Annotated in this window: 20 protein-coding genes; 8 read left to right on the top strand and 12 right to left on the bottom strand. The window is 76.3% G+C overall.

What is annotated here, in order from left to right; translation table 11 throughout:
- Positions 1-242: 242 nt before the first annotated feature.
- From GYH36_RS13130 to GYH36_RS13105, 6 genes are read left to right on the top strand one after another with little or no spacing between them, the layout of a single operon-like run.
- Positions 243-1,241 carry an AAA family ATPase gene (locus GYH36_RS13130; protein ID WP_024839850.1) on the top strand — a complete coding sequence of 333 codons (999 nt, stop codon included), beginning with the start codon at positions 243-245 and terminating at the stop codon, positions 1,239-1,241.
- 44 nt (positions 1,242-1,285) lie between these two features.
- Positions 1,286-2,188: a DUF58 domain-containing protein gene (locus GYH36_RS13125; RefSeq protein WP_115941726.1), complete on the top strand. Its 903-nt coding sequence runs from the start codon at positions 1,286-1,288 to the stop codon at positions 2,186-2,188.
- On the top strand, positions 2,175-2,678 hold the full coding sequence (locus GYH36_RS13120; protein WP_024839852.1) for a hypothetical protein: 504 nt from the start codon (positions 2,175-2,177) through the stop codon (positions 2,676-2,678). The genes GYH36_RS13125 and GYH36_RS13120 overlap by 14 nt, the downstream gene beginning before the upstream one ends.
- Complete coding sequence (locus tag GYH36_RS13115) at positions 2,672-3,766, top strand: vWA domain-containing protein (protein WP_024839853.1); 1,095 nt, start codon at positions 2,672-2,674, stop codon at positions 3,764-3,766. The genes GYH36_RS13120 and GYH36_RS13115 overlap by 7 nt, the downstream gene beginning before the upstream one ends.
- 7 nt (positions 3,767-3,773) lie before the next feature.
- Complete coding sequence (locus GYH36_RS13110; RefSeq protein WP_115941724.1) at positions 3,774-4,910, top strand: vWA domain-containing protein; 1,137 nt, start codon at positions 3,774-3,776, stop codon at positions 4,908-4,910.
- Entirely contained in the window at positions 4,907-5,944 is a 1,038-nt protein-coding gene (locus tag GYH36_RS13105) for a hypothetical protein (RefSeq protein ID WP_162290060.1), read from the top strand. Before GYH36_RS13110 ends, GYH36_RS13105 begins: the two co-directional genes overlap by 4 nt.
- A 146-nt stretch (positions 5,945-6,090) precedes the next feature.
- Here GYH36_RS13105 and soxR read toward each other — a convergent pair whose 3' ends face one another.
- Complete coding sequence (soxR, locus tag GYH36_RS13100) at positions 6,091-6,555, bottom strand: redox-sensitive transcriptional activator SoxR (protein ID WP_024839856.1); 465 nt, start codon at positions 6,553-6,555, stop codon at positions 6,091-6,093.
- A 144-nt stretch (positions 6,556-6,699) separates the two neighbouring features.
- Here soxR and GYH36_RS13095 point away from each other — a divergent pair, with 144 nt between their 5' ends.
- Together GYH36_RS13095 and GYH36_RS13090 are read left to right on the top strand one after the other, a co-directional pair.
- Positions 6,700-7,731 carry an alcohol dehydrogenase catalytic domain-containing protein gene (locus GYH36_RS13095; RefSeq protein WP_162290059.1) on the top strand — a complete coding sequence of 344 codons (1,032 nt, stop codon included), beginning with the start codon at positions 6,700-6,702 and terminating at the stop codon, positions 7,729-7,731.
- Positions 7,728-9,257 (top strand): MFS transporter, encoded by a 1,530-nt coding sequence (locus GYH36_RS13090; RefSeq protein WP_115941721.1) that lies wholly within the window; start codon positions 7,728-7,730, stop codon positions 9,255-9,257. The genes GYH36_RS13095 and GYH36_RS13090 overlap by 4 nt, the downstream gene beginning before the upstream one ends.
- A gap of 11 nt (positions 9,258-9,268) precedes the next feature.
- Here GYH36_RS13090 and GYH36_RS13085 read toward each other — a convergent pair whose 3' ends face one another.
- From GYH36_RS13085 to GYH36_RS13035, 11 genes are all read right to left on the bottom strand, one after another.
- Positions 9,269-10,195: a sirohydrochlorin chelatase gene (locus GYH36_RS13085; protein WP_162290058.1), complete on the bottom strand. Its 927-nt coding sequence runs from the start codon at positions 10,193-10,195 to the stop codon at positions 9,269-9,271.
- Positions 10,192-11,283 carry a uroporphyrinogen-III synthase gene (locus GYH36_RS13080; protein WP_162290069.1) on the bottom strand — a complete coding sequence of 364 codons (1,092 nt, stop codon included), beginning with the start codon at positions 11,281-11,283 and terminating at the stop codon, positions 10,192-10,194. Before GYH36_RS13080 ends, GYH36_RS13085 begins: the two co-directional genes overlap by 4 nt.
- Before the next feature lie 56 nt (positions 11,284-11,339).
- Positions 11,340-12,620: a uroporphyrinogen-III C-methyltransferase gene (gene cobA / locus GYH36_RS13075; RefSeq protein ID WP_115941719.1), complete on the bottom strand. Its 1,281-nt coding sequence runs from the start codon at positions 12,618-12,620 to the stop codon at positions 11,340-11,342.
- On the bottom strand, positions 12,617-13,036 hold the full coding sequence (gene nirD, locus GYH36_RS13070; RefSeq protein ID WP_162290057.1) for a nitrite reductase small subunit NirD: 420 nt from the start codon (positions 13,034-13,036) through the stop codon (positions 12,617-12,619). The genes cobA and nirD overlap by 4 nt, the downstream gene beginning before the upstream one ends.
- Positions 13,033-15,762, bottom strand: coding sequence for a nitrite reductase large subunit NirB (gene nirB / locus GYH36_RS13065; RefSeq protein WP_312028634.1), 2,730 nt, complete (start codon positions 15,760-15,762; stop codon positions 13,033-13,035). Before nirB ends, nirD begins: the two co-directional genes overlap by 4 nt.
- A 258-nt stretch (positions 15,763-16,020) precedes the next feature.
- Positions 16,021-17,823 carry an FAD-dependent oxidoreductase gene (locus tag GYH36_RS13060; RefSeq protein WP_162290056.1) on the bottom strand — a complete coding sequence of 601 codons (1,803 nt, stop codon included), beginning with the start codon at positions 17,821-17,823 and terminating at the stop codon, positions 16,021-16,023.
- Positions 17,820-20,021, bottom strand: coding sequence for a molybdopterin oxidoreductase family protein (locus GYH36_RS13055; RefSeq protein ID WP_246209393.1), 2,202 nt, complete (start codon positions 20,019-20,021; stop codon positions 17,820-17,822). The genes GYH36_RS13060 and GYH36_RS13055 overlap by 4 nt, the downstream gene beginning before the upstream one ends.
- Positions 20,022-20,062: 41 nt before the next feature.
- Positions 20,063-21,502, bottom strand: coding sequence for an MFS transporter (locus GYH36_RS13050; RefSeq protein WP_024839866.1), 1,440 nt, complete (start codon positions 21,500-21,502; stop codon positions 20,063-20,065).
- A gap of 188 nt (positions 21,503-21,690) precedes the next feature.
- Positions 21,691-22,398, bottom strand: coding sequence for a DUF6766 family protein (locus GYH36_RS13045; protein WP_312028632.1), 708 nt, complete (start codon positions 22,396-22,398; stop codon positions 21,691-21,693).
- 85 nt (positions 22,399-22,483) lie between these two features.
- Positions 22,484-22,879 carry a hypothetical protein gene (locus GYH36_RS13040; RefSeq protein WP_162290055.1) on the bottom strand — a complete coding sequence of 132 codons (396 nt, stop codon included), beginning with the start codon at positions 22,877-22,879 and terminating at the stop codon, positions 22,484-22,486.
- A 186-nt stretch (positions 22,880-23,065) separates the two neighbouring features.
- Positions 23,066-24,059, bottom strand: a 994-nt coding sequence (locus GYH36_RS13035) for a dihydrolipoamide acetyltransferase family protein (protein WP_162290054.1), incomplete at its 5' end; no start/stop codon positions are given.

The raw sequence follows: 24,059 nt of genomic DNA, 5'->3' as shown, positions 1-24,059 counted from the left end.
GTTGCGAGCCCCTCCGGACCGGCCCCGGAGGCCGCTCGCCGGCCCCCGCGGAGGCCGCCGAGGGCGGCGCCGGGGGTGCACGGCGGGCGTCGGGTGGGGACCTCTCCCCACCCGGACCTGTGGATCGCGCCCCGTCCGGCGGGGCACCCGCTGGCATACTGGGCCGGGTTCGCCGGGGGCTCGCGACGCTCCGTCCGCCCTCGGCCGCGCAGGGACCGCACCCACGACACGAGGGACGTTCGATGGCCGCAGGGCACGGCAGCATCTCCACGCAGGACCTCGACCGCGCGAGCCACCTGCTCAAGCGCGTCGGCCAGGTCTTCGACCAGCGGGTCGTCGGCCAGGAGGCGCTGCGCACCGCGCTGGTGAGCGCGCTCCTCGCGGGCGGGCACATCCTCCTGGAGTCGGTCCCGGGCCTCGCCAAGACGACGGCCGCCCAGACGCTCGCCGCGGCGATCGACGGCTCGTTCCACCGCATCCAGTGCACGCCGGACCTCATGCCGAACGACATCGTCGGCACGCAGATCTTCAACTACGCGACGGGCGAGTTCACGACGCAGCTCGGCCCGGTGCACGCGAACGTCGTGCTGCTCGACGAGATCAACCGCTCGTCGGCCAAGACGCAGTCCGCGATGCTCGAGGCGATGCAGGAGAAGCAGACGTCGATCGGCGGCGAGAACTACGCGCTGCCGGACCCGTTCATGGTGCTCGCGACGCAGAACCCCATCGAGGAGGAGGGCACCTACGTGCTGCCCGAGGCCCAGATGGACCGCTTCCTCATGAAGGAGGTGCTCACCTACCCGACCCCCGCGCAGGAGCTCGAGATCCTCCAGCGGATCGCGACCGGGCAGATGACGCAGCCCCTCACCGCGCAGCCGGTCTCGCTCGACGACGTCCGCTTCCTGCGCGGCCTCGTCGACGACGTCTACGTGGACGACTCGATCAAGCGGTACGTCGTCGACATCATCAACACGACGCGCTTCTCGGGCCCCCGCCCGGTCCCGGGCCTCGACCGGCACGTGCGCGTCGGGGCCTCCCCGCGCGGCGGCATCGCGCTCATGCGCGTGGGCCAGGCGCTCGCGATCCTCGCCGGTCGCGCGTTCGTCATCCCGGACGACATCAAGGCCGTGCGCTACTCGGTGCTGCGGCACCGCCTCGTGCGCACGTTCGACGCGCTCGCGAACAACGTCCCGCCGGAGCAGCTCGTGGACGCGGTGTTCGACGCCGTCCCCACGCCCTGAGCGCCCCGCCCGCCCCCGCCAGCACGCCACCAGGAAGCGCCCACGTGCCCGACGTCTCCCGTCTCGCCCAGGTCCGGGCCCGGCTCGACCTCCCGGTCGCGCGCCGGGCGTCCGGCCTGCTCGAGGGACGGCACCGCTCGGTGTTCAAGGGCCACGGGCAGGACTTCGACGACCTGCACCTGTACGCGCCCGGCGAGGACGTCGGCGACATCGACTGGAAGTCGTCGGCGCGCGCCGGGCTGCCGATCATCCGCCGGTTCGTGCGCGAGTCGAACCTCAACCTCGTGCTCGTCGTGGACACGGGCCGCACGATGGGCGCCACCGCGCCGAGCGGCGAGACGAAGGCGGAGGTCGCGAGCTTCTGCTGCGCACTCGTCGCGTACCTCGCGCGCGACCGCGGCGACCGCGTCGCGCTCGTCGCGGGCGACGCCGAGCGCCTCGTCCAGCTCCCGCCCCGCGCGAGCACGCGCGACCTCGAGGTGCTGCTGCGCACGGTCGAGGACCTGTGGCGGCCAGACGCCCCGCCGAGCGACCTGTCGCGTCCGCTCGACCGCGCGCAGACGGCGTTCCGGCGCCGCTCGCTCGTGGTCGTCGTGACCGACGAGGCACGGCCCGGACCGGAGCACGAGCAGCTCCTGCGGTCGTTGCGCGTGCGGCACGAGGTCATGGTCGTCCAGGTCGCCGACCTGTCGCCCGTGGGTGCGGCCGCCGGGCCGCGCCCGCCCGGGGACGTCGCGGACGTGGACGGCACGCTGCGCCTGCCGCCGTTCCTGCGCGGGCGGGCCGCGCTCGCCGAGTCGGCCTCCCGGGCGGTCGCCGCACGCCGCGCCGAGGTCGCCGGCCGGCTGCGCGCGCTCCAGGTGGAGGGCGTGCTCGTGGAGGGGTCGCACGACGTCGTGCAGCGGTTCGTCGAGCTCCTGGGGAGGCAGAAGCGTGCCCGTCGATGAGCTCGTCGACCCCGTGGGCTACTCGGGGTGGTGGACCGTCCTGGGGATCGTGCTGGTCCTCGCGGCGGCGGCCGTCGTGTTCCTCGTCCTCTGGCTGACGCGCGCGAGCGCGGCGGAGAAGGCCGCACCGCCGCCCGCGCCGCTCCTGCCGACCGGCCCGTACGACCCGTACGCCCCGCTGCGCGCCGAGTACGAGGGCCGCCTCGACGCCCTCGCCGAGCGGTTCCGCGCCGGCGAGCTCGACGAGCGCTCCCTGCACCTCGCGCTCTCGGCCGAGATGCGCGGCTTCGCGACGGGCCGGCTCGGCCAGGACGCGTCGTCCATGACGCTCTCGGAGATCCAGCAGCTCGCCGAGGCCGGGCGCCTCACGCAGCTCATCGCGCGGTACTACCGGCCGTCGTTCGCCGACCACGACAACGACCCCGCGGCCCGCTCGACGGACGCCGAGGACTCGATCGACCGCGCCCGGTCGGTGGTGCGCGGATGGTGACGCCCGTGCTCGCGGCGAGCGCCGCCGTCGTCCCGGGGCCGCAGGGGTCGTCGATCCTGTGGCCGTGGCTGTGGGTCGTGCTCGTCGTCGCCGTGGCCGCGGCGGGGGCGCTCGCGTGGTGGCTCACGCGGCGTCGCCGGGCGCGCGACGCGGACGGCGACGTGCTGTGGGTCGCGAACACCGACTACCTCGCGCGCGTCCCGGCGTTCACGTCGTGGGTGCGCCGCTACCGCGCGCTGCAGGGCCTGACCGCGGCGGGGCTCCTCGTCGCCGTCGTCGGCGCGGGGGCGGTCGCCGCGCGGCCGGTCGAGACGGACGTCGTCGTCGACCGGCTCGGCACGCGCGACATCGTGCTGTGCCTCGACGTGTCGGGCTCGATGATCGAGTACGACGGCGCGGTGCTCAAGGTGTTCCAGGAGCTCGTCGACAACTTCGAGGGCGAGCGGATCGCGCTGTCCATCTTCAACTCGACGTCGCGCACGGTGTTCCCGCTGACGGACGACTACACGCTCGTCCAGGAGGAGCTCCAGGCCGGGATCGACGCGCTCGACAAGGACCCGGCGACGTTCGACTACACGGGCGGCTCCGACGACGCGGAGATCCTCGAGTACGCGCAGTTCACCGCCGGGACGACGGCCAACCTCGCGGGCGCGAGCCTCATCGGCGACGGCCTCGCGAGCTGCGCGCTCCAGTTCGACGCGGAGGACACCGAGCGCTCGCGCTCGATCATCCTCGCGACCGACAACTACGTCTCGGGAGAGCCGATCTACACGCTCCCGCAGGCGGCGGAGCTCGTCGCGTCGCGCGACATCCGGCTGCACGGCATCTTCGGCGGCTCGAAGCGCTACGAGGGCACGCCCGAGGAGAGCGAGTACCGCGACACCGTCGAGGCGGGGGGCGGGCTGTACTTCCTCGCGGACGACCCGGCCGCGGTGCAGGGCATGGTCGACGACGTCGTCGCGCAGCAGGCGGTCGAGCTCGACGCGTCGCCCGAGGTGATCGTGACGGACCGGCCCGCGGGCTGGTTCCTCGTCGCGGTCCTCGGCGTCGCGCTGCTGCTCGTCGTCGCGTGGCGGGTGAAGGAGTGACACGCCGATGACTCTCGCCGGAACGACCCTGCAGCCGCTCGTGCCCGTCTGGGCGCTCGCGCTCCTCGTGCTGCCCCTGCTCGGCCTCGCGGTGTGGCAGGCCGTCGTCGCCGGTCGCCCCGGACCGGGCGGCGCCCCGCGCGCGGGCGCACCCCGCGGGGCGTGGCTGCGCCGCGCCGGGGCCGTCGTGCTGCTGGGGATCATCGGCCTCGGGCCGTCGGTCGCGTCGACCGACCGGGACACGTCGGTCGCGAACGTCGACATGTTCTTCGTCGTCGACCGCACGGGCTCGATGGCGGCCGAGGACTACGGGCCGCAGGGCGGCCAGGAGCGGCTCGACGGCGTGCGGCACGACATCACGAGCCTCACCGAGGCGATCCCCGGGGCGCGCTACTCGATCATCTCGTTCGACTCGCAGGCGTCGCGCCAGCTCCCGCTGACGACGGACGCGCGCGCGATCACCTCCTGGGCCGACACGTTCCACCGCGAGATCACGCGCTACTCGCAGGGCTCGCTCACTGACCGGCCCCTCGACGAGCTTCGGTCGGCGCTCCAGGGCTCGGCGGAGCAGCACCCCGCGAACGTGCGGCTCGTGTTCTTCCTCAGCGACGGGGAGCAGACGGCGGAGGGCGAGCCGAGGTCGTTCGCCGACCTCGCGCCGCTCGTCGACGGCGGCGCCGTGCTCGGCTACGGCACGTCCGAGGGCGGTCGCATGAAGGAGTACGACCCCGACGTGGCGCCCGAGGACGCGGAGTACATCATCGACTGGTCGCAGCAGAGCGAGGACGGCGAGCCCGTCGAGGCGCTCTCGGTCATCGACGAGGAGACGCTCACGGCGCTCGCCGAGCAGCTCGGCGTGCCGTACGTGCACCGGCAGGAGCCGGGCGAGACGGCGTCGCTCGTCGCGGGCGTCGACCCGCAGCAGGTCGCGGCCGACGGACGCCGCGACGTCACGGCGTACCGGCCGGTCGTGTGGCCGTTCGCGCTCGCGCTCGTCGCGCTGCTCGGCGTCGAGGCGTGGTTCTGGGCCCGCTCCGCGAGCCGTTCGCTCGTGCGGCCCGCAGCGGCGACCGACGCTCCCTCCACGGGCGGCAGCCCGCCGTCGGGCGCTCCCGCCGCGGACCGGGTGGAGGTGCGCCGATGACCTGGGCCCCGCCCCCGACCCCGCCGCCCGGCTCCCGGCCGTCGCGGTCCACCGGCGCGGCCGCGTTGCGCTCCGCACGCCTGCGGCGCCGCACGTGGTGGCTGCTCGGCGCGGTGCCCGTGGTGGTCGCGCTGCTCGTCCTCGGGTTCAAGCTCGCGTTCCTCGCGCCGATCGCGGCGGCGGGCGCCGACCGCTACGCCGCGGGGGACGGCGACGGCGCGGCGGACACGTTCGGGATCCAGCGGACCTTCAACCTCGTGGAGCCGTGGAAGGCGCACTTCAACCACGGGACGGCTCTCGCGAGCACCGAGGACACCTGGGCCCTGTACGACGCGATCACGTCGCTCGACCGCGCGTACGACCTCGCGGAGAGCGAGTCTCCCGAGGAACGCTGCCTGATCCAGACCAACCTGTCGCTGACCTACGAGATCCAGGGCGACGTCGACATGGCGTACGCGGACGAGCTGGCCGCGGAGCTCGCCCTCGTCGAGGAGGCGATCGCCGCGCGCGACGCGGGCCGGCCGTACGACGAGGGCGTCCTCGACCCGTACGGGGACGGCAGCGAGGAGCCGGACCCCGCGGAGCTGCGCCAGGACGTCCAGGACTGGTACCAGTACGCGGAGCGCGAGTACGCGACGGCCGAGCAGGTTCGCGGCTGGCCCGACTGCGGGGAGTCCGAGCGGACGCCCGAGGAGGAGGAGCAGGACGCCGCCGCGACGCAGCGCCTGCAGGACAAGCAGCAGCAGGCGCGGGACGCCCAGCCCGAGACCGACGGTGGTGACACGCAGGAGGGCGAGGGGTCGGACGGCGACGAGCAGTCCGAGGCGTCCGGCGAGGGTTCCGAGGGCGGGGACCAGAAGAGCCAGGCGGAGCGCGAGGAGCAGCAGCGCCAGGAACGGCTCCAGGAGCAGGGGTCCGAGGCGCGCGAGGAGCAGGAGCGGCTCGAGCAGGAGTACCGGGACCTGTACGGCGACCAGCCCGGGAGCGGCACCGACCCGGGCGACGGCAGCGGGGGCGGCACGAAGAACTGGTGACGCCGCCCCGTTGTCCGCCCGCCTCGTCGTCGGCCGGTCCGGACGCCACCCTGGGGCCGGGCCAGGCGTTGGCAGGCGGGTCCGGTCGGGCGTAGGCCAGGTCGGGTCGGCCGTGGGCCAGGTCGGGTGTCACGGGACGGCGCGGCTCAGTCCTCGATCCCGTCCACGAGCAGCGTGCGCGGGCCGGGGCCCTCGTCGGCGAGGGCGTCGTGCGGGTTGACGAGGACGCACTTGCGCAGGGACAGGCACCCGCACCCGATGCAGTCGGTGAGGTGGTCGCGCAGGCGCGTGAGCTGCTCGATGCGCGCGTCGAGGTCCGCGTGCCAGCCGGCCGAGAGCCGGTGCCAGTCCTTCGCGGTGGGAGTGCGGTCGCCGGGCAGCGTCGCGAGCGCGGCCCGGATGCGCGCGAGCGGGATGCCGACGCGCTGGGACGCGCGCACGAACGCGACCCGGCGCAGCGTCTCGCGCGCGAAGCGCCGCTGGTTGCCGGGGGTCCGGCGGCTCGTGATGAGCCCTTCGCGCTCGTAGAAGTGCAGCGCGGACACGGTGACGCCGCTGCGCGCGGCGAGCTGGCCGACGGTGAGCTCGTCGCTCGGGGACGGGTCGGGCACGCGGGCTCCTCACCGGGCCGGCGCGACGGCGTCGCACGACCCCTTGACCTCAACATTAGTTGAGGTTCGAGACTAGCAGGGCGCGCCCGGACCGGGCAGCCCGCCGGCGCCGACGGCGGTCCCACCCACACCCGAGGAGCACCCGTGGACGCCATCCGTCTGCACGCGTTCGGACCGCCCGAGAATCTCGTCCTCGACTCCGTCCCCGACCCGCAGCCCGGCCCCGGGCAGGTCCGCGTCGCCGTCCGCGCGCACGGCGTCCACCTGCTCGACACGACGCTGCGCCGCGGCGAGGCGACGGGAGGCCCCCTCCCCCTGCCCGACCTGCCGACGATCCCCGGCCGCGAGGTCGCCGGGGTCGTGGACGTCGTCGGGCCCGGCGTCGACGCCGCGTGGCGCGGACGCCGCGTCGCGGCCCACCTCGGCGCGACGCCCGACGGCGGCGGGTACGCCCGGCTCGCCGTCGTCCCCGTCGAGGCGTTGCACCGCGTGCCCGACCACGTCACCGCACCCGAGGCGATCGCCATGATCGGCACGGGCCGTACCGCCGTCGGGATCCTCGACCTCGCGGAGATCACCGCCGCGGACACCGTCGTCGTCACCGCCGCGGCCGGCGGGCTCGGCACGCTCCTCGTGCAGAGCGCGCTCGCGGCCGGGGCCCGCGTCGTCGCGCTCGCAGGCGGTCCGGAGAAGGTCGCGCTCGTGCGCTCGCTCGCCCGCCCGGAGCACGCCGACCGGCTCGCGGCCGTCGACTACCGCGCCGACGGCTGGCTCGACGAGGCGCGGGCCGCCGTCGTGCAGCACGCTCCCGGCGGCGCCACGGTGCTGCTCGACGGCGTCGGCGGGGACGCGGGCACGGACGCCGCCACGCTCGTCGCGCCCGACGGCCGCCTCGTGCTCCACGGCTGGTCCGCGGGCGAGCCCACCCGCGCCGGTGACGTCGGCCACGGCGTCGGGAATTCCGGGACCGGGACCGCGGCCCGCGACGTACGGTGGGCCGTGGGCCCCCAGGCTCGACCCTGGGGAGACCTGTACGCGCTGCAGGAGCGCGCGCTCGCGCTCGCGGCGGACGGGACGTGGCGCGTCGTCACGCACCAGGTACCCCTCGCGGAGGCCGCGCGCGCCCACCGCGAGCTCGAAGCGCGCGCCACCACCGGAAAGGTCGTTCTCGTATGACGGCGAACCCTCGTGCGGTCGTCGGCGCGTCGGCGCCCGACGCGCCCGACGCGCTCGACACGCCTGGAGCGACCGGAGCACCCGACGCCGCGACCCCGGCGACCACCGACGCCGCCGCGAGCCCGGCGACCACCGACGGCGCGGCCGAGGTCGCGACCCTGGCCCCCGGCACCCAGCGCACCGTGCTGTTCGGCATGGTCGCGTTCGTGTTCCTCGGCGCGTTCGAGGCGCTCGCCGTCGCGACCGCGATGCCGACCGTGGCCGTCGCCCTCGACGGGCTCACCCTGTACACGCTCGCGTTCGCCGCGTCGCTCGCGTCGAGCGTCGTCGGCATGGTGGCGTCCGGCCGCTGGAGCGACCGCGCCGGGCCCACGACGCCCCTGTGGACCGGCATCGGCCTCTTCCTCGCCGGGCTCCTCGTCGCGGGTCTCGCGACCGACATGCTCGTGCTCGTCGCCGGCCGCGTGCTCCAGGGCGTGGGGACGGGGCTCTACATCGTGGCGCTCTACGTGCTCGTCGCGCGCGTCTTCCCCGCGGACCGCCGGCCGAAGGTCTTCGCCGCGTTCGCGGCGGCGTGGGTCGTCCCGTCGATCGTCGGGCCCGCCATCGCGGGGCTCGTCGTCGAGCACGTCGGCTGGCGCTGGGTCTTCCTCGCCGTCCCCGTCCTCGCCATGCCCGCGCTCGTCCTCATGCGGCCCGGGATGCGCGCCGCCCGCAGCACGGGCGACGACGCCGGATCGCCCGACGCCGGGGAGCCGGCGCTCGACCGGACCGCGCGGCAGGCGTCCCTCGCCTGGGCCGTCGTCGCGGCGCTCGGGATCGGCGCGCTCAACTACGCGGGCCAGCTCCGGGGGATCGCCCTCGCGGTGCTGCTCGTGGCGGCGCTCGCGGCCGTCGCCCTCGCCGTCCCGCGCCTGCTGCCCCCCGGCACGACCCGCGCCGCGCGCGGCCTGCCGAGCGTCGTCGCGATCCGCGGCCTCGTCGCCGCGGCGTTCACGGGCGCGGAGGTGCTGCTCCCGCTGCTCCTGTCGCACGAGCGCGGGCTCGCGCCGTCGCTCGCGGGTGCCGTGCTGACGTTCGGCGCGGTGGGCTGGTCGACGGGGTCGTGGCTGCGCGGTCGCGCGACCTGGGGTCTCCAGCACGCCGGGTACGTCCGGCTGGGCGGGACGCTCGTCGCGCTCGGGATCGGCGGCGCGGCGCTGCTCGCGTGGACGGCCGTCCCGCCGGTCGTCGGCATGGTTGCGTGGACGCTCGCGGGCCTCGGCATGGGCATGACCCACCCGACGCTCTCGGTGCTCACGCTCGAGCTCTCGCCGGTCGCGGAGCAGGGCGCCAACTCCTCGGCGCTCCAGGTGTCCGACGCCGTCGCCGCCGCGACCGCGCTCGCCGTCACCGGCTCGCTCCTGTGGGCCCTGCACGCGTCGCTGGGCCTCGCGGCCTACGTCGTCTGCTTCGCCGTGACGGTGCTCCTCGCCGCGGGCGTCGCGCTCCTCGCGCCGCGCACCCGCCCGGCACTCGCGCGGTAGACCGGCGCGCGCTAGCGCGCGGCGAGGGTCTCCGCGGCCTCGGCGTAGCGGTCGAGCACGATCGCGGTGAGGCGCGGGTCCGGTGCGAGCGGCGCGGTGACGACGTCGGCGCCCGCCGCGAGCACGCGGTCGTAGAAGAACCCGGGCGCCAGGAGGTACGCCGCGACGACGACCCGGGCCCCGGGCGCGAGGGCCGCGCGCGCGGCGGCGACCGCGTCGGGCACGGTCGGCTCGGCCATCGCGCCGTACCCGACCGTGACCGGGCCCGCGTGCCGCTCGCGCAGGCCCGCGGCCAGCGTCTCCACGCCGCGCGCCGCGCCCGGCCGGCTCGACCCGGCGGCGGCGACGACCACCGCGTCGTCCGGCCGCACGCCGGCCTCCGCGAGCCGGTCGGCGAGCAGCGCGACGAGGCGCGGGTCGGGCCCGAGCGGTGTCGCCGCCGCGGCGCTGCCCGTGCCGGGCCCGCGGTCCTCGACCGCGGCTGCGACGTCGACGGCCACGTGGAAACCGGCGGACAGCAGCAGCGGCACGACGACCGCGTCGCCGGGGCGCCCGACCCCCGCCCCTGGGTCGGTGTCGCCAGGACGCGCGGCGTCCGCGACCCCCTCCGGGCCGCGCGCGACGGCCGCGGGCGTGACGACCGCCGTGACGACGTCCGCGACCTCGGGCTGCTGCACGTCGACGAACGCCTCGCGCACGTCGAGGTCGGGGCGCGCCGCCCGTACGTCGTCGAGGAGCGCGCGGATCACCTCGCGGCCCGCGGGGTCGTCGGTGCCGTGCGAGCAGCCGACGAGCACCGGCGCCGGCGCTCCGGCCCGGTGCCGGGCGCCCGGCACCTCGGCGCCGGGCGAGCCCCCCGACCGGTCGGGCCGGTCGGACGTCCCCCCGGCCCGGTCGGACGTCCCCCCGGAGGGGAAGGCCAGGATCTCCGCGCTCATGCGAGCTCCAATCGGTATCCGCGCTTGACGACGGTCTTGACGAGGTCGCGCCGGCCCGCCGCCTCGCGCAGGCGCGCGACGGCGACCTCGGCGGCGTGCGGGTCGCGCGAGTCGCCGGGCAGCACGTCGAGCACGTCGTCGCGCGTGACGACGTCGCCGCGCCGCGCGGCGAGCAGGCGCAGCACCTCGAGGCTGCTGGGCGACAGGGGCAGCACCTCGCCGTCGAGCACCGCGACGCGCGAGCGGATCTGCAGCGTCCCGGCGACGGTCGCGAGCGCGAGCGTCTCGGCGTGCTCGTAGTGGGCCACGAGCGTGCGCACGAGCGCGCCGAGCCTGCCGCGCTCGGGCTGCAGCGGGGTGACGCCGCGGTGCTCGAGCGGTCGCGCGGTGACGGGCCCGACGGCGGCCGCGACCATCGACCCGTCCTGGAACCGCTGCACCACGAGCCGGCCGACGCCGTGCTCCTCGGCCGCGCTGAGCCATGCCTCGGCGCCGGGCGCGGACGTGAACACGACGGCGTCGATCTCCCCGACCGCCGCGGCCTCGACGGACGCGCGCAGCGCCTCGGGGTCCGGGGGCGGGCCCCAGCGGTACACGACGAGGCTCGTGACCTCGGCGCCCGCCTCGGCGAACACGACGTCGAGCCCGTCGGCGCCCGCACCGTGGTGCTGGAGGGCGATGCGCAGCCCGGCGACCCCCTCGCCGAGGAGCACGTCCGCGATCTCGGCGGACGTCTCGGACTCCGCGACCCAGTCGGCCGTGAGCCCGGCGGCCTGGATCGCGCCGCGCGCCTTGGGGCCGCGCGCGACGATCCGGGCGTCGGCGAGCACCTCCAGCAGGCGGTCGGCGAGGCCGTGCACGTCCGCGGCCTCGATCCAGGACCGGAAGCCGATGCCCGTGGTGACGACCACGACGTCCGGCGGGTGCTCCACGAGGTCGCGCGTCCCGGCGAGGAGCTGGGCGTCGTCGGCGTGCGGGATCATGCTCAGCGCGGGCGCGTGGCGGACCTCCGCGCCCCGGCGGCGCAGGGCCGCGGCGAGCTCGCTCTTGCGGCGGTCCGCGGTGACGAGCACGGTGCAGCCCGCCATCGCCTGCCCGAGCGCGGGGCGCGCCCCGCCGGCCGGGACCTCGGCGCTGTCGGCGGTCACGCGACCGGCGCCGGGTGGAGCCGTCCCTCCGCGGCGACGTCCCCCATCACGATGATCGCCGGGGCCCGGACCCCGACCTGGGCCGCACGCTCGACGACGTCGCCGAGCGTGGCCCGCGTGACGCGCTGGCGCGGCGTCGAGCCGCTCTCCACGATCGCGACGGGCAGCGCCGGGTCGGCCCCGGCGCCGAGCGCCTGGGCCGTGATGCGTGCGAGCTGCGAGACACCCATGAGGACCACCAGCGTAGCCGTGCGGTCGCGCACGCCGGCCAGGGCTCCGGCGTCGAGACCGTCGTGCCCGCTGGTCACGTGGAACGCCGCGACGGTGCCGCGGTGCGTGAGCGGGATGTCCGCGAGCGCCGGCACGCTGAGCGCGCTCGAGACGCCGGGCACGACGTCGACCGGCACGCCCGCCTCGCGGCACGCGACGACCTCCTCGCCGCCGCGCCCGTACACGAACGGGTCGCCGCCCTTGAGGCGCACGACGTGCCGCCCCCGCTGCGCCTGCTCGACGAGGATCGCGTTGATCTCGTGCTGCGGGACGGGATGGTTCCCGGGCGTCTTGCCGACGTCGATCACCTCGACGCCGGGCGCGAGCTCGTCGAGCACGTCGACCGGCCCGAGCCGGTCCGCGACGACGACGTCCGCCTCCGCGAGCGCCCGCCGGCCGCGCACGGTGAGCAGGTCGACGGCGCCCGGTCCCCCGCCGACGAGCGTGACGCGCCCCGTCCCTCCCGCCGCCCGGCGGCGGCGCTGGTCGGCGCCGCCCGAGCGCAGGTGCTCGGCGACCGCGTCGCGCACCGCGCGGGCGCGCCGCGGGTCGGGGGGCCCGTCGCCGGCGTCGGTCACGACCCCGACGAGCACGTCGCCGCTCCGGGCGACCGCGGGCGTGCGCGCGGTGCCCTCGTGCGCGGCCCCCGCGTTGACGCACCAGACGCGGCGCGCGGCGGCCCACGCGGCGACGTCCCGGTTCGTCCGCGAGTCGTCGGTCGCGGCGAGCACGAGCCACGCGTCCGCGACGTCGGACTCGCGGACCTCGCGCGGCGCCCAGGTGACGCGCCCGCCCGGGTGCGCCGCGGCGTCGGACGCGGGGTGCAGCAGCGGGGCGTGCAGGGACGCGGCGACGAGGTCGCGCAGGTCCTCGCAGACCTGGGGAGCCACGACGCGGACGTGCGCGCCGTCGTCGGCCATCGCCCGGGCGCGGCGGGCCGCGACGGGGCCGCCGCCCGCGACGAGGACCGTGCGCCCGGCGAGGTCGATCCCGAGGAGCGTCGTCACGACGCACCGTCCGCGGGTGCGGGGCGCGTGCGCACGTGCACGACGCCGTCGCGCACCTCGGCGGGCCACGTCGCCAGGTCGGGCGCGAGGCCCTGCACGGGCGCGTACCCGGCGGACTCGAGGCAGCGGCCCGTCGTCAGGTCGAAGACCTGCTTGTACATGGGCCCGGCGACCGTCGGCACGCCGCCGCGCGTGCCGACGATGCCGCGCGACATGACGTTCGCCCCCGAGTACGGGTCGCGCTGCTGCACGACGCGCACCGTGTCGTCCGGGAGCCGGAACAGCGCGACCTGCGCCCCGCCGACGAGGGCCGCGGCGCCCCGCTCGACGAGGAGGTCGCGCAGGAGGCACACGCGCTCCCACCCGTCGTCGTGCGCCGTGCCGGGGCCGACCTGCTCTGCTGACGCGACGCTCATCGACGGACCTCCAGGGTCGTGCCGGCGATCACCACGGGGCCGGCGGGGACGGTGGCGAGGCCCGCCGCACGGGCCTCCTCCAGGGCGGCGCGCTCGTCCGCCGTCGCGGGCCGGATCTGGCCGCGCTCGGTGACGTACGCGAGGTCGGGGTCGGGCTCGGCGGGCGCGTTGACGAACGAGCCGAACCGGCGCAGCTTCTCCGGGTCCTCCAGGACCGCGCGCCACTCGTCCTCGTAGTCGCCGACGTGGCGGGCCATCGCGGCGTCGAGGTCGGCGGCGATGCCGAGCGAGTCCTCGAGGATCACGGCGCGGATCGCGTCGAGCCCGCCCTCGTGGTCCTCGACCCACGCGGCCGTGCGCTGCAGGCGGTCGGCCGTGCGGACGTAGTACATGAGGAATCGGTCGATCGTGCGGATCAGCGCCTCGTCGTCCAGGTCCTCGGCGAGGAGCTGCGCGTGCCGGGGCGTGAACCCGCCGTTGCCACCGACGTAGAGGTTCCACCCCTTGTCCGTCGCGATGACGCCGACGTCCTTGCCGCGCGCCTCCGCGCACTCGCGCGCGCACCCGGAGACGCCGAGCTTGAGCTTGTGCGGCGAGCGCAGGCCGCGGTACCGCAGCTCGAGCTCGACGGCCATGCCCACCGAGTCCTGCACGCCGAACCGGCACCACGTGGACCCGACGCACGACTTCACGGTGCGCAGCGACTTGCCGTACGCGTGCCCGGACTCGAACCCGTGCTCCACGAGCCGGCGCCAGATGTGCGGGAGCTGCTCGATGCGCGCGCCGAACATGTCGATGCGCTGGCCGCCCGTGATCTTCGTGTACAGCCCGAAGTCCTTGGCGACCTGGCCGATGACGAGCAGCCCGTCCGGCGTGATCTCGCCGCCCGGGATGCGCGGGACCACGGAGTACGTGCCGTCCTTCTGCATGTTCGCCATGACGTGGTCGTTCGTGTCCTGGAGCGCGGCCTGCTCGCCGTCGAGGATGTGCCCCGAGCCGAGCGACGCGAGGATAGACGCGATCGTCGGCTTGCAGATGTCGCAGCCGCGCCCGGCGTCTCGCACCAGCACGGCGCCCCCGGTGTCGGTGACCGGCTCCGGCACCCGCCCGAACCGCCCGATGATCTCGCTGAACGTGCGCAGCCCCGCGACGCGCACGGCGTCGAACAGCTGGGCGCGGGAGAGGTCGAAGTGCTCGCACAGCGCGTTCGAGACCTCGACGCCCGCACGGGCGAGCTCGGTCGTCGTGATCTTCCTGACGAGAGGGAGGCACGACCCGCAGCTCGTGCCGGCGCGCGTGCACGCCTTGACGCCCGCGACGTCCGTGCACCCGTGCTCGGTGACCGCGCCGCGGATCGTCCCCGCGCTGACGTTGTTGCACGAGCAGACCGTCGCGTCGTCGGGCAGCTCGAGGCTCGGCGCGCCGGCCCCGGAGCCCTCGGGCAGCAGGAACAGCCCCGGGTCGCCGGGCAGCTCGGTGCCGAGCATCGGCCGCAGCGACGCGTACGGCGCGGCGTCGCCGACGAACACGCCGCCCAGGAGCGTGCGCGCGTCGTCGGACAGGACGAGCTTCTTGTAGACGCCCGCGACCGGGTCCGCCCACACGAGCTCCATCGCGCCCTCGGTGCGCCCGTGCGCGTCGCCGAAGCTCGCGACGTCGACGCCCTGGAGCTTGAGCTTCGTCGCGGTGTCCGCGCCCGGGAACGTCGCCTCGCCGCCGAGCAGGCGGTCCGCGACGACCTCCGCCATCGCGTAGCCCGGCGCGACGAGCCCGATGCAGCGGCCCTCGATGCACGCGACCTCCCCGACCGCCCACACGTGCTCGTCCTCGGTGCGGCACGCGAGGTCGACGACGGCGCCGCCGCGCTCGCCGACCGCGAGCCCCGCGGCACGCGCGAGCTCGTCGCGGGGCCGCACGCCCGTCGCGACGACGACGACGTCCACGTCGAGCCGACCGCCGTCGGCGAAGTCGAGGCGACCCACGTGACCGGTGCGGCGCGAGACCTTCATCGCCTGGGTGCCGGTGTCGCAGCGGACCGCGATGCCCATGCCGTTGATGAGGCGCTTGAGCGCCTCGCCGCCGCCGAGGTCGATCTGCGCGTCCATGAGGTGCGTGCCGAACTGGATCACGGTCGCCTGCGCGCCGAGCGCCTTGAGCGCGCCCGCCGCCTCGAGACCGAGGAGGCCGCCGCCGATGACCGCGCCGCGCACGGGGCGCTCCCAGCCGCCGTCGGTCGTCGCGGTCCGGCGCTTCTCCTCGACCCAGCCGCGCAGCGCCGCGACGTCGTCGATCGTGCGGTACACGAACACGCCCGGGAGGTCGTTGCCCGGGATGGGCGGCATCGCGGCGCTCGACCCCGTGGCGAGGACGAGCTCGTCGTAGGCGTGCACGCGCCCGAGCCGGTCGGTGACGGTGCGCGCCGCACGGTCGATCGACGTCACCGCGCAGTCGCGGTGCAGCGTCACGAGCGGGTCGTCCCACAGCGCAGGGTCGCCGAGCGTCAGCTCCTCGGCGTCGCGGGCCGAGAAATAGCTCGTGAGGGCGACGCGGTCGTAGGGCTTGCGCGGCTCCTCGGCGAACAGCGAGACGCGCCACGTGCCGGCGGTATCCCGGGCGCGCAGCGCCTCGACGAGCCGCTGCGCCACCATGCCGCCACCGACGACGACGAGGTGCCGGGGCGCACCGGGGGCCGGGGCGGGGGCGGGATCGGTCTGCGGTCCGGTCACGGCGGGCTCCTCGGGGGCGTCGGGGCGGGTCGTGCACCGCGCGGCGGGCGGCCGGGTGAGCGGCGAGCCGTGCCGGACGGTGCGTGCTCGACGCTACGGAGACGCGGTTTCGCGACCGTGCCCCGTCCGTTGCCCGTCCGTAACGGTGTTCTCACCCGGGGGGTCGTCCGCGTGTGAGGTCGGCGGCTCGGGCCGAGGTCGGCAGCTCCACGCGGGCTCGGCGGTCGTGATCGCCGATCCCGCGTGCGGCTGCCGATCTCACGCGCCGAGCTCGACGGGGGTCGGCGCGCCCGCGCCCGCCGGCTGCTCCGGGTCCGCCGTCGCGAGCCAGTCGACGAGGCCGCACACGATGTCCTTGCACCCGCCGCACCCGGTCGTGGCGCGCGTGGCCCGTGCGACGTCGTCGACGCTGCGCGCGCCGTCGTGCCAGCACGCCACGACGTCCCCCTTGGTCACGCCGTTGCACGTGCAGACGGTCGTGCGGTCGGGCATGTGGGTCGGGGACGACGCCGGGGCGGGCGCCTGCGCGACGGGGCGCAGCAGCAGGTGGGCCGGGTCGGCGGGCACCGGGAACCGGCGCGTGTACGTCGCCGTGAGGTCCGCGCCGACGTCGGGCGCGCCGACGCACGTCGCGCCGACGAGCAGCCCGTCCGCGACGACGACCTCGACGTGCCGCCCGCCCGCCGGGTCGCTCAGGGTGACCGAGCGGTGCGCCGGGTCGTGCGTCCGGTGCGCGCCGCACACGCCCATCGTCACCATCTCGAGCCCCGCCGCCTTGACGCGCACGACGTCGGTCCCCGTCGTCGAGCGCGCACCGGGTCCCGCGAGCGCCGTGCCTCCGCCGCCCGCCGCCCCGGGCGCTCCGACCGCGGCGGTGCGCCGCTCCCCCACCGGGCGCGCGACGACGTTCATGGCGAGCCGCAACGCCATGCTCGGCCGGTCGGCGTCGCCGAGGCGCACGCGCGGGCGGCCCGGTGCCGTGCCGGTCGTGGCGTCCGGCACCGCGCCCACGGCGGCTCCCGGCCCTGCCGCGCGGTCCGCCGTCGGCCGTGCCGCGAGGTGCTCCGCGAGGCGTCGCGCCTGGTCCCAGCCCTGCGCGACCAGTCCCGTGCCCCCCTCGGGCGGCTGGGCGCAGTCGCCGATCGCGAAGACGCGCGGGTCGTCGGGGCTCGCGAGGTCGTGGCCCACGACGACGCCCCGGTCGACGGCGAGCCCCGCCGCGCGCGCGAGACCCGCCTCGGGCACGGTGCCGCACGCGAGCACGACGAGGTCGGCGCCGAGGTCGACGGCGCGCGTCGCGCGCTGCCCTCCGTGCCCCGGGCCGCCGGGGTCGCCCGGCGCGGGGGCGGCTGCCGCGCCGTCGGTGACCCGGAGCGTCACGCCCCGGACGGCCCCGTCCACGACGAGCACGCGCTCGGTCCGGGCGCCCGTCCACGTCCGCACGCCGAGGCCCGCGAGCCCGCGCGCGACGACGGCGCCCGCGGCCCGGTCGAGCTGACGGTCCATGACGCTCTCGCCGCCGTGCACGAGGCTCACCGGCACGCCGCGCCGCGCGAGCCCGCACGCGACCTCGATCCCCAGCACTCCCGCGCCGACGACGACGGCGTGCCGGGCGTTGACCGACGCGGCGACGACCTCGCGCGCGTCGTCGAGCGTGCGCAGCGCGTGCGCGCCGCGGGGCAGGCCGCCCGGCTGGTCGGTGAGGCCGGGGACGTCGGGCACGCGGGCGGCCGCGCCCGTGGCGAGCACGACGACGTCGTACGGGTGCGCGCCCTCGCCGGTGACGACGCGGCGCGCCGCGCGGTCGATCGCGATGGCCTCGGTGCCGCGACGGACCCGTACGCGCGCGTCGTCGGCGCCGGGCAGCCCGATGGCCGCGACGTCGACCTTCCCCGCGACGACCTCGCTGAGGAGCACGCGGTTGTACGGCTCGTACTCCTCGGCGCCGAGGACCGTGACCTCCACCGGGTCCCGGCCCGCGGCGTCGTCCCACCGCGCCGCGAGGTCGCTCGCGAACCGCGACCCGACCATGCCGTTGCCGACCACGACGACCCTCGTCATCCGGGGACCTCCTGCAGCACGGGGGCGCGCCGCACGTCCACGGCGCACACCTTGAACTCGGGCATGCCCGAGACGGGGTCGGTCGCGTCGGTCGTGACGCGGTTGACGCTGCCCTCCCCGCTCCAGTGGAAGGGCATGAAGACGGTGTCGGGCCGGACCGCGTCGGTCCACCGCGCGACGGCCTCGATCGTGCCGCGGCGCGTCGTCAGGCGGGCGCGGTCGCCGTCGCCCACCCCGAGCCGCAGCCCGAGGACGGGGTGCAGCTCGACGAACGGCTCGGGGACGACGCGGTCGAGCTCGGGCACGCGCCGCGTCTGCGCGCCCGACTGGTAGTGCTGGAGCACGCGGCCGGTCACCAGGTAGAGCGGCGCGTCGGGCCGCACGTCGTCGCTGGGGCCCACGTGGTCGACCGGGACGAGGCGCGCACGGCCGTCGGGCGTCGCGAAGCGCTCGAGGAACAGGCGCGGCGTGCCCGGGTGGTCGGCGGCGGGGACGGGCCAGTGCAGGCCCGGGCCGCCCGCGGCCTCGTCCGCGTCGAGGCGCGCGTGGCTGAGCCCCGAGTAGTCCGCGACGCCGCCCGCGGACGCGCGCGCGAGCTCGTCGAACACGACGGCGGGGTCGGTCGGGAACGCCACCGGCGACCCGAGGCGGCGGGCGAGCTCCGCGAGGATCCACAGCTCCGAGCGCACCTCGCCCGGGGCGTCGACGGCGCGACGGCGCCGGATCACCCGGCCCTCGAGCGACGTCATGGTGCCCTCCTCCTCGGCCCACTGGGTGACCGGCAGCACGACGTCCGCGAGCAGCGCCGTCTCCGAGGGCACGAGGTCGCACACGACGAGCAGGTCGAGCGCGCGCAGGTTGGCCGTGACCCGGTCCGCGTCCGGGGCGCTGACCACGACGTTCGACCCGTGCACGAGCAGCGCGCGCGGGCGCCCGTCGTCGGCGAACGTCGTACCGGTGCCCCGGGCGCCGAGCGAGCGCAGGAGCTCGACGGCGGGCTTGCCCGGGCCCGGGATCGTCGCCGGGTCCACGCCCCACACCGCGGCGACGTGCGCGCGGGCGGCCGGGTCGTCGATCTTCCGGTAGCCCGGGAGCTGGTCGGCCTTCTGCCCGTGCTCGCGGCCGCCCTGCCCGTTGCCCTGGCCCGTGACCGCGCCGTACCCGGAGCCGGCGCGGCCCGGCAGGCCGAGCGCGAGCGCGAGGTTGATCGCCGCGGTCACGGTCGCGGTGCCCTGCGACGACTGCTCGACGCCGCGCCCCGTGAGCACGTAGGCGCCCGCTCCGCCGTGGACCGGCGACGCGGCGGCGAGCAGCCGCGCTACGTGACGCAGCCGCTCGGCCGGGACGCCGCACACCGTCTCCGCGCGCTCGGGCCACCACGCCGCGACGGACCGCCGCACGTCCTCGACGCCGGTCGTGCGCTCGGCGAGGTACGCCGCGTCGGCGAGCCCCTCCGCCACGACGACGTGCAGGAGCGCGAGCAGCACCACGAGGTCCGTGCCCGGCACGGGCTGCAGGTGCACGCCCTGGTCGCCCACCGGGCCCGCTCCCGGGGCGGGGACGGGGCGCCGGGGCGACCGGCCGGCGTCGGGCACCCTCTGCCCGACGGCGTCCCCCGGCTCCCCCGTGAGCGCGGCGGTCGCGCTGCGCCGCGGGTCCACGACCACGAGGCCGCCGCGCGAGCGGACGCCCGCGAGGTGCTGGACCGACGGCGGCATGGTCTCGGCGAGGTTCGAGCCGAGCAGGAGCACGGCGTCGGCCCCGGCGAGGTCGGCGAGCGGGAACGGCAGGCCGCGGTCCGCGCCGAACGCGCGGTTCGCGCCCGCGGCCGCCGACGCCATGCAGAAGCGCCCGTTGTAGTCGATGTTCGCCGTCCGCAGCACGGTGCGCGCGAACTTCCCGAGCGCGTACGCCTTCTCGTTGGTCAGCCCGCCGCCGCCGAACACCGCGACCGCGTCGCGCCCGTGCTCGGCCTGGACCCGCTCGATCCCCGCCGCGACGGCGTCGAGCGCGTCGTCCCACGTGGCCGGGCGGAGCTCACCGTCGGCGGCACGCAGCAGCGGCGTCGTGAGCCGGTCGGCCGCGCGCAGCACGGTCGCGCTCGTCCAGCCCTTCTGGCACAGTCCCCCGCGGTTGGTCGGGAAGTCGCGCGGCGCCACCGTCACGGGCAGCGGGCCCGCCGTCGGCGTCAGGGTCATGCCGCACTGCAGCGCGCAGTAGGGGCAGTGCGTGTCCACGCTCAGATCCCTGCCGACGCGAGGGCCGAGCCCTTGCGCAGGTAGACGGCCCAGGCCACGACGGCCATGACGGCGTACATCCCGATGAAGGTCCACAGCGCGGGCACGAGCGAGCCGGCGAGGCTCGTCGAGGCCGCGAACCCGCGCGGGATGAGGAACCCCCCGAACGCGCCGACCGCGCCGGCGATCCCGATGCACCCCGCCGCGGCCTTGCGGGCGCGCGCCCGGGCGGCGTCGAGCGCCTCGGGGTCGACGGTCGTCGCGCCGTCGAGCGCGCCGCCGGGGACGGCGCTCGCCTGGAAGACGGCCGGGATCATGCGGTACGTCGAGCCGTTGCCGATCCCGGTCGCGACGAACAGCACGAGGAACGACGCGAAGAACAGGCCGAAGCTGTGCGACTGCAGCGCCTGGATCGCGCCGAACGCCCCGAGCGCCATGACCCCGTACGACGCGATCGTCACGCGCGTCCCGCCCACCCGGTCCGCGACGAGCCCGCCGAGCGGGCGCGTGACCGAGCCGACGAGCGCGCCGAGGAACGCGATCGAGAGCGTCACCTCGGGGAACTGGCCCTTGAGGAGCATGGGGAACGCGCCGGCGTAGCCGATGAACGACCCGAACGTGCCGATGTAGAGGAACGAGATGATCCACGTGTGCCGGTTGCGCGTCGCGGCGGCGAACGACCTCGGGTCGGCCTTCGCGGTGGACAGGTTGTCCATGAACCGCCACGCGAGGAACGCCGCGAGCAGCACGAACGGGATCATCATGAGGCCCGCGCGCTCGAGCGCGACACCCGCCCCGGCGACGATGACGAGCGGCACGGCGAGCTGCACGACGGCCGTCCCGAGGTTCCCGCCCGCGGCGTTCAGGCCCAGCGCCTTGCCCTTCTCGCGCTCGGGGTAGAAGAACGAGATGTTGGCCATCGACGACGCGAAGTTGCCGCCTCCGAACCCGGCGAGCGCCGCGACGGCGAGCATCACCCCGAACGGCGTGCCCGGGTCCTGCACGACGACCGCGAGCGCCGCCGTCGGGAGCAGCAGCAGGAGGGCGGACGCGACGGTCCAGTTGCGCCCGCCGAAGACCGGCACCGCGAACGTGTAGGGGATGCGCAGCGTCGCGCCGACGAGGCTCGGCACGGCGATGAGCCAGAACTGCTGGTCGACGGTGAGCGCGAACCCGGCGGCGGGGAGCTGCGGCACGACGATCGACCACAGGGCCCACACGGCGAAGCCGAGGAACTCGGCGAAGACCGAGATCCACAGGTTGCGGCGTGCGACCGTGCGGCCGCCGTCGCGCCAGAAGGTCGGGTCCTCGGGGTCCCAGCGGTCGATCCAGCGACCGGACCGGTGCCGCGGTGCGGTCGGGCCGGGCGCGGGGACGACGACGGTCGCGTGCTGTGCGGACTGCTCACCCTCGTGGGTGGTGGGGCTCGTGGGCGCGGACATGGCGGCTCCTTCAGCAGGTCCCGGTCGGTGACCGAGACGCTAGGAACGCCGTGTTTCCCCCGCGCGCGACCGTCGTTAAGCCCGTGTGAGGTCTTCCGCACACGCGCGGCGGTACCGCTGTGAGCGACGCGCTGAGGCCCGCGACCGGGGGCCGGGACGCGGGCCGGACCGCCGGGCCGTGAGGGTCGTCAGCCCTCGACGCCGGTCGCCTCGTGCGACGACCCGACGGGCTTGGACTCGGGCGACCCGCGCTCGCGCAGGAAGATGGCGAGCACGACCATGCTCAGGACCGCGAGCATCTCCGACTGCCAGTTCTGGAACGTCCGGCTCCAGAAGTCGGGCATCGACAGGTACTCGGTCCACGGCACGGGGTCCTCGAGGTCGCGGAGCCGCTCCTCGCTGAACGCGACGGCGCCCGCGGCGGACTGCGCGGCCCACGAGCCGACGAAGATCGCGCCCATGACGAGCGAGAGCGAGCGCGAGTAGAGCGTGAGCCGCCAGCCCCGGGTGCGCGCCCAGGCCGGCGAGTCGTCGGTCGCGTGCTCGCCCACCTTCTGGTCCTCGTCCGACTCGCGGCCCGCCTGGTCGAGCTTCTTGGACTCGGGCGACCCGCGCTGCACGAACCAGACGGTCGCGGTGATGAAGAGGAGGAACTGCAGGTACTCGGACTGCCAGTTCTCCGTGACGTCCACCCAGAACGCCGAGGAGAGCACGTACTGGCCGAGCGTCAGCGGCTTGAGGCCGGCGGAGCGCTGGTCCGCGTTGAACACGGCGACCCCGCTCACCGCCTGCGCGACGAGGGACGCGAGGAAGACGACCGCGAAGAACAGGCTGAGCGAGCTCGCGCGCAGGCCCCCGAGCACGCCGCCGGGCCCCTTCCCGGAGCCGGCGCTCACCGGTGCACCGCCGCGAGCACGAAGGTCAGCGCGAGGCCCGCGGCGACGAGCACGAGCGTCGCCCAGAACAGCAGCCGCGGGAGCCTCATGCCTCGACCTCGCAGTCGTAGGGCCGGCCCTCGCGCGGCGTGCAGCCGGCCGCGGTGACGACCCAGCCGTCACCCGAGACCGCGAGGAACAGCGTGTCGTCGGCCGTGACGACCTGGGCCTGGCGCCCCGCGACGTGGACGTCCTCGACGACGACACGGCCGGTCGCGACGAGGTCGGCGAGCGGCCCGTCGGGCGCGGTCACGGCCTGCGCGCACGGCTCGCCCGACTCCTCCGCGAGCGCGTCCGCGGCATCGGGGAGAAGGAGGGCGCACGCGGCGGCGCCGTCGCCCGCGACGACCGCGTCGCCGAGCGCGGAGACGACGTCCCGCGCGTCGTCCGGGCCGGGCCCGGCGCACCCCGCGACCGCCAGGACCGCGAGACCGGCGGGCACGAGGACCCGAACCGCGCGACGTCTCGCGGGCCGCACCCCCGGCGCCTCCGACCGGCCCGCCCTGCCAGCGCTGCGCACGTGACCTCCTCGGACGACACCGATGACATTCACCGGGTCCTGAGGCTCATGCTCGCCCGTCTGCCTGCGCCCGCAAGCCGGGCCGTCCTCGGGAGGGCCCCCCGGCGCTCAACCCCAGACGAGGCCGCGCGCCGGGTCCTCCAGGACGCGCGCGACGTCGGCCAGCACGCGCGCTCCGAGCTCGCCGTCGACGAGGCGGTGGTCGAAGCTCAGGGCGAGCTGCGTGACCCAGCGCTTCTTGATCTTCCCCTTGTGGACCCACGGCTGCTCGCGGATCGCGCCGAAGGCGAGTATCGCGGCCTCGCCCGGGTTGAGGATGGGCGTCCCCGTGTCGATGCCGAACACGCCGACGTTCGTGATGGTGATCGTGCCGTCGGACATGTCGGCGGGCGACGTGCGGCCCGCGCGCGCCGTGGCGGTGAGGTCCGCGATCTCGCCCGCGAGCCCGTGCAGGTCGAGGCGGTGCGCGTCCTTGATGTTCGGCACCACGAGACCGCGCGGCGTCGCGGCCGCGATGCCGAGGTTCACGTAGTGCTTGTAGACGATCTCCTGCGCCGCGTCGTCCCAGCTGGCGTTGATCTCCGGGTGCCGACGCACCGCGAGCAGGAGCGCCTTCGCCGTGACGAGCAGGGGCGTGACGCGCACGTCAGCGAACTCGCGGTCGTCGCGCAGGGTGCGCACGAGCCGCATGGTCCTCGTGACGTCGACCGTGTGGAACACCGTCACGTGCGGGGCGGTGAACGCGCTCGTGACCATCGCCTCGGCCGTGCGCTTGCGCACCGACTTCACGGGCACGCGCGTCTGGCGACCGTCCGGGGTGACGGCGCCGGACGCGAGCCAGGGCTGGTCGTCGTCGGCGTACGTCGCGAGCGGCTGCGCCTGCGCACGCTCGTGGTGGGCCTGCACGTCCTCGCGCGTGACGATGCCGCCCGGGCCGGTGCCCGCGACGCTCGCCAGGTCGACGCCGAGGTCCTTGGCGAGCTTGCGCACGGGCGGCTTCGCGAGGACCGGCAGGTGCACGTGGGCCGCGGGCGCGCTCGTCGGGGCCGCGGCGCGCGGTGCCGGCGGAGCGCTCGGGGCGGGGCGCGCGGCGGGCGCGGGG

It is taken from the genome of Cellulosimicrobium composti (assembly GCF_010287905.1).
GTDB classification, from domain to species: domain Bacteria; phylum Actinomycetota; class Actinomycetes; order Actinomycetales; family Cellulomonadaceae; genus Cellulosimicrobium; species Cellulosimicrobium composti.
This window is presented reverse-complemented; position numbering and strand designations above follow the sequence as displayed.

Coding starts and splice junctions, on each gene's coding strand:
- GYH36_RS13130 (WP_024839850.1), top strand. CDS start 243: ATGGCCGCAGGGCACGGCAGCATCTCCACGCAGGACCTCGACCGCGCG.
- GYH36_RS13115 (WP_024839853.1), top strand. CDS start 2,672: ATGGTGACGCCCGTGCTCGCGGCGAGCGCCGCCGTCGTCCCGGGGCCG.
- GYH36_RS13110 (WP_115941724.1), top strand. CDS start 3,774: ATGACTCTCGCCGGAACGACCCTGCAGCCGCTCGTGCCCGTCTGGGCG.
- GYH36_RS13105 (WP_162290060.1), top strand. CDS start 4,907: ATGACCTGGGCCCCGCCCCCGACCCCGCCGCCCGGCTCCCGGCCGTCG.
- GYH36_RS13090 (WP_115941721.1), top strand. CDS start 7,728: ATGACGGCGAACCCTCGTGCGGTCGTCGGCGCGTCGGCGCCCGACGCG.
- GYH36_RS13085 (WP_162290058.1), bottom strand. CDS start 10,195: ATGAGCGCGGAGATCCTGGCCTTCCCCTCCGGGGGGACGTCCGACCGG.
- GYH36_RS13080 (WP_162290069.1), bottom strand. CDS start 11,283: ATGGCGGGCTGCACCGTGCTCGTCACCGCGGACCGCCGCAAGAGCGAG.
- nirD (WP_162290057.1), bottom strand. CDS start 13,036: ATGAGCGTCGCGTCAGCAGAGCAGGTCGGCCCCGGCACGGCGCACGAC.
- GYH36_RS13060 (WP_162290056.1), bottom strand. CDS start 17,823: ATGACGAGGGTCGTCGTGGTCGGCAACGGCATGGTCGGGTCGCGGTTC.
- GYH36_RS13055 (WP_246209393.1), bottom strand. CDS start 20,021: ATGACCCTGACGCCGACGGCGGGCCCGCTGCCCGTGACGGTGGCGCCG.
- GYH36_RS13050 (WP_024839866.1), bottom strand. CDS start 21,502: ATGTCCGCGCCCACGAGCCCCACCACCCACGAGGGTGAGCAGTCCGCA.